The following is an 8,003-nucleotide window of genomic DNA, read 5'->3' on the forward strand; positions in this document are numbered from 1 at the left end:
GAATGGTATCGCGTTAGCCGGGAAATAACACCGTTGTTGTGGTTGCCGACACAATCGAACGCCTGCCTGCTCAGAATGCCGCTGCATTTTTCGCGGAATCGGCGGTCAGAAGTGTCCCGAAATGCACCATTCGGTCTCGCAGGGCAGACTTGCCCCAATGTTACGCAGAAAACCGCGTCGGGTCGTAAACCTCCGCCGAGATCCCCTCGGTCATCGCATCGCGTTCCTGTCCGAGCAGCAGTTGCGCGCCCAGCCGCGCTGCCGCCGGCGCGGTCTGGATACCGAAGCCGCCCTGGCCGGCGAACCAAAACAGCCCCGGCACGCCCGTATCGAAGCCGATCACCGGCAGCCTGTCGGGACTGAAGCTGCGCAGCCCGGCCCAGCGGCGTTCGAGCGCGAGCACCTTCCAGTCGACCGCCTGCTCCATCCGGTCGATGGCCAGGGCGATGTCGAGCTCCTCGGGCGCGGCGTCGCGCGGTACGTCGGGGGTTTCGTCGTGCGGTGAAAGCCACAGACGATCGCCCTGCGGACGGAAATAGAAATCCTCGTCGAACGACAGCGTCAGCGGCAGGTTGGGCGGCGGCGGCGGATCGATCCGCAACTGCACCATCGAACGCCGCATCGGCGCCACGCCGATCGAGCGGGCGCCGGCCATTTGCGCGACCGGATCGGCCCATGCGCCGGCCGCGTCGACCACCTTGTCCGCGCGCGCCTCGCTCCCATGTTCTTGGCCACGCCAGCCCAGCCGCCAGCCGGCACCTTCGCGCTCGATCGCCTCGACGCGCGCGCGCACGCGCACCACGGTGCCGGCGCGGCGCGCTTCGGCAAGGTAGTGCTGGTGCATCGCGGCCACGTCGATATCCGCGCATTCGGGCTCCCACGCGCCCACGGTCCAGTCGGGGCGCAGGCCGGGGACGATGCCGTCGAGCCGGTCACGCCCGATCAGTTCGATCCGCGCTCCCACCGCGCGGAATTCCGCCACGAACGCTTCGGCCAAGGAATGCTGCGCGGTGCGGCCGATGTGCAGTCCGCCGCGCGGAGACAGGAATCCATGCTCGGCCAGCCACGGACCGGACGCCGCAGTAAGCGGGAACACGCCGGGCCCGCCGATGGTCTCGTGCCAGAACGCTGCCGAACGTCCGGTGGTGTGGTAGCCGGGCGTGTCCTCGCCTTCGAGCACCAGCACGCGCGCATGAGGGGCGAGTTCGGCGGCGAGGCTGGCTCCGGCCATGCCAGCGCCGACGATGGCAATATCAAACCGATCAGCCATCATGCGCGCGGCGCTTGCTGAACCGGAGCGAGCCGATCGAAGAAATCATCGATCCGCCGCAGCACTTCGTTGCGCACAGCATCCTCCTCGCGCAGCAGTTCGTGGTAAGCTTCGTCCCAGGTCACCAGTTGCGCGCGCGGCAGGCGCTTGGCGGCGCGTCCGATCGCGCGCGAATCGACCAGCTTGTCGTGACGCGCCGACAGCAGCAGCACCGGCGTCTCCACCGATTCGAGCACCCCGCGCGCGAACAGGCCGCGCATCGATGCGTATCCGCGTTCGATCCAGCGCCAGCTTCCCGGGCCCATCGCCAGATCGGGCCGGGTCTCGCGCCAGAACATCTCGTCGGCATAGCGCGCGGGATCGTGCGTGAGCAGCGAGGCGCGGCGCGAGACCTTCTGGCCCGGCTTTTCGCTCCACTTCCACGCCGGCCGCGCCGGATCGCCGAAGCGGCACATCGCCAGCGCCACCAGGTGGAGCAGCGGCACCGGGCCGGGCGTGGCAAAGCCCAGCATCGGCGCGCTCAGCGCCATCGCCACCGGATCGATGCGCCGTTCGGCCACCGCCCGCAACGCCAGGTGCCCACCCATCGAATGTGCGACGATGACTTTGGGCCCCGGCACCACCGTTTCGACCGACCATTCCGCCCAGAACGCGGCAAGGTCGTCGATCCACACCGCAAAATCCTCGACGTGTCCGGTCATCTGGCCAAAGACGGGATGGTCCGAGTTGCGCCCCGATCCCGCTTGCCCGCGCCAGTCGAGCGCGGTCACGCGCCAGCCGAGGCGGTGCCAGCGATCGAGCGCTTCGAGGTATTTTTCGTAGAAATCGCCGCGCCCCGGCAGAAACAGCAGCGATCCGCGCACGCGTTTGCCAGCCAGAGGCGCCCAGTCGATCCGCCGGATGAAGCTGCCATCGGGCGCGATCCAGTGGCCTTCGTGCGCGGCGGCAGGAATTGCGCGGGCGTCGAACGCTTTGGCGAACACACCGGTGGATGCGGACCCATCCGTGCTTCCGGCAGACACCCCTTCGGGCAAACCAGGTTCTCGCGGCCCGGGTTCGCGCTGCATCTGTTGGAAGGCCCCCATTTGATCGGTCGTTCGATAGCTTTGTTGCCATACGCGCCAACGCAGCAACGCGGGTCAGGTCTTGGTTACTGTTTGGTAAGCTGTCGGCTTTAACAAAACCCCTCATGGGCTCTCAGCATCTTGTCTACGGTCTGCTCGGCGGATTGGCAATCGCACTCACGGTTGCTGCGGTAACCGATATCCGTCGGCGCCAGATCGACAACTGGCTGAATGCCGCGATCGCAATGGGTGCTCCTGCATTCTGGTGGGCGAGCGGGCTTTCGCTGTATCCGGGCGTTGCCATGCAACTGGGCGTCGCGCTAGCGGCCTTCGCGGTGCTGTGCGGAATGTTCGCACTGCGCGTGATGGGCGGCGGCGATGTGAAGCTGCTGACCGCGCTGGCGCTGTGGCTGCCGTGGCAACCGTTCATGCAACTGCTTTTGTACATGTCGCTGATCGGCGGCGTGCTGACCGTAGTGCTGGGTGCGTGGCACGTAATGCGCCGCCAGCGCGACAAGCTCAAGATTCCCTACGGGGTAGCAATCGCTTCGGCCGGACTTCTGGTCATGGCGACCCATTACCTGCCCCAGGCAGGCAATGCGCAAAGCCTGATCGGCTAGGCAAATCTTAACCATTTTGCCGGATCACTGCCGGTCGACGGTTCATTCGAACCAGGATCTTTAGGCCAGAATTTTTAGGGGCGAGACAACAAGCCATGGACAAGAAAAGGCTGATGCTGCTGATGAGCGCGCTCGTGGTTGCGCTGGGCACTGCGCTGGCGGCACGTTCGCTGTTCAACGGGACGGGATCACCCCAGGCCGCAGCCGCGGCACAAGTGCCCAAGGGCCCCAAAGTCCTGGTGGCACAGCGCGCGCTCCCGCTCGGCACGATCATCACCGCCGATTCGGTCAGCTATCAGCCCTGGCCCAAGGAGCTGGTGCAAGACGCCTACTTCCTCGAGGGCGAGGCCGACATGACCAAGCTGCTCGGCACGGTGGTCCGCAACCAGATCACCGCCGGCGCGCCGCTGACGCAAGGTTCGCTGGTCAAGCCGGGCGATCGCGGCTTTCTCGCTGCTGCATTGGGGCCAGGCATGCGCGCTGTCACCATCCCGGTTTCGGCACGCACCGGCGTGGCCGGCTTCATCTTCCCGGGCGATCACATCGACCTGATGCTCACGCAGTCGGTCAAGGGCGACGGCAGCGATGCCTCGTTCAAGGCGACCGAGACCATCCTCAAGAACCTGCGCGTGCTCGCCACCGACCAGACACCCGAGACGGTGATCATCGACGGCAAATCGCAAGTTCGCCTCGCCAGCACGGTCACGCTCGAAGTGACCCCCAAGTTGGCGGAAAAGATCGCGGTAGCCGAAACGCTCGGCTCGATCAGCCTGACCTTGCGCTCGATCGCCGACAATTCGGCCGACCTGGAGCACGCGCTGGCTGCCAACAACGTCAAACTGCCCGCAGGCGCCAACAAGGAGCAGGAAGAACGCCTGCTCAAGGCCGCGCTCGACAAGCCGATGGAATCGAGCACCAGCTTCAGCACCGGCGGTGATGTTTCGCGCTTTGCCCGCAGCACGCTGCCCCGTCCCGCCAGCATGAAGGCGGCCGTGTCTTCGTTCGGCTCGGCCATGGCCGGCGCGCTGGGCGGCTTCATGGGCGGCGGCGCACCTGGTGCCGGTGGCGCTTCGGGCGGCATGGCCGGTTCGGGAGGCGCTGGCGGCTCTGGGGGCGGGGTCAAGATTTACGGACGTGCACGGCACGGGGGCGGCATCATCGTGATGGAAGCGCCGACGGTGAAGATCACCCGCGGCAAGACGACCGAAACCGTGACGGTCGGGGGGAACTGAGATGAACCGGGATCCATTCGTGAAAGAGGGCAAGCGCATGAAGAAGCGTTTCGCACCCGCACTGCTCGCCAGCCTCGCGGTCATCGCACCGCTGGCCGCGATCGGCACCGACGGCGCCTTCGCGCAGACGGTCAGCCGACCCAGCCGCGAGATCGTGCTGTCGATCGGCAAGGGCCAACTGGTTTCGCTGCCCGCGGCCATGAAGGAAGTCTGGGTCGCCAACGAGACGATCGCCGACGTCCAGGTCAAGTCCGCCTCGCAGCTTTACGTCTTCGGCAAGGCGCCGGGTGAAACCACACTTTATGCCAGCGATGCGCATGGCAAGGTGATCTGGTCGGCCACGCTGCGCGTTGGTTCGAACATGGACAGCATCGACGACATGCTGCGCCTGGCGATGCCCGATGCCAAGGTTCACGTGAACACCATGAACGGCACCGTGCTGCTGACGGGCACGATCGCCGCGCCCGAAGATGCCGCCGAAGCCGAACGCCTGACCAAGGCCTTCGTGGGCGACAAGGTCAACGTGATCAGCCGGCTGCGGACCGCAACGCCGCTGCAGGTCAACCTGCAAGTGCGCTTCGCCGAAGTGAACCGCTCGTTGAGCAAGACGATCAACAGCAACCTGACGACGATCAACGGCAACAATGGCTTCCAGTACGGGATCGGCCAGGGCCGGGGCGCGTCGAGCTACATCGCAAACGGCCAGGTGCTGACCGGAATCAACCCGAACTCGTATTCACCCTACCCGCTCGGCGTGGGCAACAACCCCTCGATCCTTGGCTACGACCCGGCCCAGATCAAATACCTTACGAACGGCTTGATCGATCCCAACTCGGTCCGGGCGCAACTGCCCGGAACCAGCGTCGCCACTGCCGGTTCAGGGCTGGCCACGCTCGCACTCAAGGGCAACCTGTTCGGACTGGGCATCCTCGCCGCGCTCGATCTGGGTGAACAGATCGGCCTGTCGACCACGCTGGCGCAGCCCAACCTGACCGCGCTGTCGGGTGAAACGGCAACTTTCCTGGCGGGCGGCGAATACCCGATCCCGGTCAGCAACGGCCTGGGCACCACCACGATCCAGTTCAAGAAGTACGGCGTCAGCCTGGCCTACACCCCCACGGTGCTGGCCAACGGCCGGATCTCGCTGCGGGTCGCTCCGGAAGTCAGCGAACTGACCAACAACGGCGCGGTCACGATCAACGGCTTCACCGTTCCGGCGCTGTCGGTGCGCAAGGCCGAAACCACGATCGAGCTGGGTTCGGGCCAAAGCTTCATGATCGCGGGCCTGCTGTCGAACAACGCCAACAACACCATCCAGAAGACCCCCGGCGCCGGTGACCTGCCGATCCTGGGATCGCTGTTCCGGTCGACCAACTTCCAGAAGGGCCAGACCGAACTGGTGATCGTGGTCACGCCGTACCTGGTCAACCCGGTCGACGCGAACGACATCAAGCTGCCGACCGACGGCTACAGCGCCCCCAACGAGCTCCAGCGCATTCTGGGCAACCAGTTGCAGAACGGCAAGTCTGGCGGCGATCGGCCCAAGCCGAGCGAAAAGCCCGGTACGGTCCAATCGGGAACCGGCCAGCCCGGCCCGCAAGTGGGGCTGAACGACCAGCCTGTGGCACTGCCCGCACAAGCCCCGGCGCAAGTCGCGGACAACCGGCGCAGCAAGCCGGACAAGCAAGCTGCCAAGAATGGATCTGGTGCCACCCCCGGCTTCGACCTCAAGTGAGAAGGGAATTCGCCATGCGGAACACAATGACACGTATCGCGGCGGCTGGAGTCGCACTCTCGCTCAGCCTCGCGCTCGGTGCCTGCGGCGGCATCGCCCAGAACGGCAGCCTCGATTCGGTTCACCAGCCGATCGTCCAGCGCAATTCCTACGTGATGGACCTCAACACCGACGCGGGCGGCGGGCTGACCGCGGCCGAAGCGCGGCGCCTCGCCGGCTGGTTCGGCGGCATGAACTTGCGCTACGGTGACAAGATCGCGCTCGACGATCCGACGCAATCGGGCGCCACGCGCGCCTCGGTCGAGGGCGTGGCGGCACGCTACGGCATGCTGCTGGCCAGCAATGCGCCGATCACCCCGGGCTATGTCAGTGCGGGCACCGCGCGGGTCGTGGTCACGCGGGTGACCGCCGAAGTACCGGGCTGCCCCGACTGGGAAGGCAAATCCGATTTCAATCCGAAGAACGCGACGTCGCAGGATTACGGCTGCGCGATCAACGGCAACCTGGCGGCCATGGTCGCCGACAAGGAGCATCTCATCCACGGCGCGACCGGCAACGGCGAAACCGTGGTGATGAGCTCGAGCAAGGCAATCGACAGCTACCGTGCCGCCAAGCCGACCGGCGAAGGCGGGCTCAAGGCAGCTTCGACCGGGGGGAACTGAGCCATGAGTGCGTCTTTGAAATCGGGTGGAAACCGCGACAACTTCGCCTCGTTCGTATGCGACGAGGCCAGCCTCGACGTGCTGCGCTCGGTCGCGGTCGACATGGGGTGGCAGCCCGAACGCTGCGCCAAGGGCGGCTTGCGCAACGCGATCCAGTCGCTGTCGGTCAGCGCCAGCCCCAACATCCTGCTGGTCGACCTGTCGGAAAGCGGCGATCCGCTGAGCGATATCAACGCGCTGGCCGAGGTTTGCGAACCCGGCACGGTGGTGATCGCGGTCGGCCAGGTCAACGATGTGCGGCTGTACCGCGATCTGCTCGGCTCGGGCATCCACGATTACCTGCTCAAGCCGCTCTCGCCCAACGTGGTGCGCGATACGCTGGTCCAGGCGCAGGCGATCTTCGCCGCGCCGCGCGGACACAGTCACGATGCGCACGTCGTCAAGCGCCACACATCGCTGGCGGTGGTGGGCACGCGCGGCGGTGCCGGCGCATCGACGCTGGCGACGTCGCTGGCGTGGATGTTCAGCAGCGACAAGTCGCTGTCGACCGCGCTGTTCGATCTCGACATCCATTTCGGCACCGGCGCGCTCGCGCTCGATCTCGAACCGGGCCGCGGGTTGACCGACGCAATCGACAACCCCAGCCGCATCGACGGACTGTTCATCGAACGCGCGATGATCCGCGCCAATGAAAACCTGGCGATCCTGTCGGCCGAAGCGCCGATCAGCGCTCCGCTGATGACCGACGGCGCCGCCTTCATCCAGCTGCAGGAGGAATTCCGGCAGGCTTTCGAGATGACGGTGATCGACCTGCCGCGCAACATGCTGATCAACTTCCCGCACCTGATCAACGACATCAACGTGGTGGTGGTGACGACCGAGCTGACGCTGGCCGGCGCGCGCGATGCGATCCGGCTGCTGTCATGGCTCAAGTCGAACGCCAGTCAGGCGCGCACGATCGTGGTCGCCAACAAGATCCACCCCGGCGTCAGCGAGATCAGCAAGTCGGACTTCGAAGCCTCGATCGAACGCAAGATCAACTTCCTGGTGCCGTTCGACGCCAAGGCCGCGGCCAATGCCGCCAAGCTTGGCCAGACCTTCATCGCCGCCAACCGCTCGGCCAAGGCGGCGGTGGCGATCCGCCAGATCGGCGAAGCGGTGATCGGTTCGATCGACGACAGCGGCGCCGCCGTGCCCGAGGTGGTGGCGGACAAGAAGAAGTCGCTGCTCGGCAAGATCGATCTCAAGTCGCTGCTGTCGACCAAGGCCAGGGCCGCCGCCGCAGCCGAGAGCGCGTGATCGCGCCATGCCTTCGAATGACCACATCATAACGTGAGCAGGAAGCGGACAGACCCATGACTATCGTGCAGATCATGCTGTTGGCGGTGGGCGTCATGATAACGCTCGTGCTCGGCTATTC

The 8,003-nt window shown here is 65.8% G+C and carries 7 protein-coding genes; 5 read left to right on the forward strand and 2 right to left on the reverse strand.

Going from position 1 to position 8,003, the window contains the following annotated elements; all coding sequences use genetic code 11:
* Positions 1 to 160: 160 nt before the first annotated feature.
* Positions 161 to 1,270: an FAD-dependent oxidoreductase gene (locus Q0R16_RS16415; RefSeq protein WP_295638550.1), complete on the reverse strand. Its 1,110-nt coding sequence runs from the start codon at positions 1,268 to 1,270 to the stop codon at positions 161 to 163.
* Positions 1,270 to 2,253 (reverse strand): alpha/beta hydrolase, encoded by a 984-nt coding sequence (locus Q0R16_RS16420; RefSeq protein ID WP_295638553.1) that lies wholly within the window; start codon positions 2,251 to 2,253, stop codon positions 1,270 to 1,272. Before Q0R16_RS16420 ends, Q0R16_RS16415 begins: the two co-directional genes overlap by 1 nt.
* A gap of 206 nt (positions 2,254 to 2,459) precedes the next feature.
* Between Q0R16_RS16420 and Q0R16_RS16425 the strand changes: the two genes are divergently transcribed.
* From Q0R16_RS16425 to Q0R16_RS16445, 5 genes are all read left to right on the forward strand, one after another.
* Entirely contained in the window at positions 2,460 to 2,954 is a 495-nt protein-coding gene (locus tag Q0R16_RS16425) for a prepilin peptidase (RefSeq protein WP_295638556.1), read from the forward strand.
* Between the two features lie 95 nt (positions 2,955 to 3,049).
* On the forward strand, positions 3,050 to 4,186 hold the full coding sequence (cpaB, locus tag Q0R16_RS16430; RefSeq protein ID WP_295638559.1) for a Flp pilus assembly protein CpaB: 1,137 nt from the start codon (positions 3,050 to 3,052) through the stop codon (positions 4,184 to 4,186).
* Between the two features lies 1 nt (position 4,187).
* Positions 4,188 to 5,921: a type II and III secretion system protein family protein gene (locus tag Q0R16_RS16435; RefSeq protein WP_295638562.1), complete on the forward strand. Its 1,734-nt coding sequence runs from the start codon at positions 4,188 to 4,190 to the stop codon at positions 5,919 to 5,921.
* Between the two features lie 26 nt (positions 5,922 to 5,947).
* On the forward strand, positions 5,948 to 6,583 hold the full coding sequence (locus Q0R16_RS16440) for a CpaD family pilus assembly protein (protein WP_295638565.1): 636 nt from the start codon (positions 5,948 to 5,950) through the stop codon (positions 6,581 to 6,583).
* 3 nt (positions 6,584 to 6,586) lie between these two features.
* Positions 6,587 to 7,882 (forward strand): pilus assembly protein CpaE, encoded by a 1,296-nt coding sequence (locus Q0R16_RS16445; RefSeq protein ID WP_295638568.1) that lies wholly within the window; start codon positions 6,587 to 6,589, stop codon positions 7,880 to 7,882.
* Positions 7,883 to 8,003: the final 121 nt, after the last annotated feature.

This window comes from Novosphingobium sp. (assembly GCF_025351285.1).
In the GTDB taxonomy this organism is placed as follows: domain Bacteria; phylum Pseudomonadota; class Alphaproteobacteria; order Sphingomonadales; family Sphingomonadaceae; genus Novosphingobium.

Bases quoted from the DNA above. Each gene is read 5' to 3' on its own strand.
- cpaB (WP_295638559.1), top strand. From the start codon at position 3,050: ATGGACAAGAAAAGGCTGATGCTGCTGATGAGCGCGCTCGTGGTTGCG.
- Q0R16_RS16445 (WP_295638568.1), top strand. From the start codon at position 6,587: ATGAGTGCGTCTTTGAAATCGGGTGGAAACCGCGACAACTTCGCCTCG.
- Q0R16_RS16415 (WP_295638550.1), bottom strand. From the start codon at position 1,270: ATGGCTGATCGGTTTGATATTGCCATCGTCGGCGCTGGCATGGCCGGA.
- Q0R16_RS16440 (WP_295638565.1), top strand. From the start codon at position 5,948: ATGACACGTATCGCGGCGGCTGGAGTCGCACTCTCGCTCAGCCTCGCG.
- Q0R16_RS16435 (WP_295638562.1), top strand. From the start codon at position 4,188: ATGAACCGGGATCCATTCGTGAAAGAGGGCAAGCGCATGAAGAAGCGT.
- Q0R16_RS16425 (WP_295638556.1), top strand. From the start codon at position 2,460: ATGGGCTCTCAGCATCTTGTCTACGGTCTGCTCGGCGGATTGGCAATC.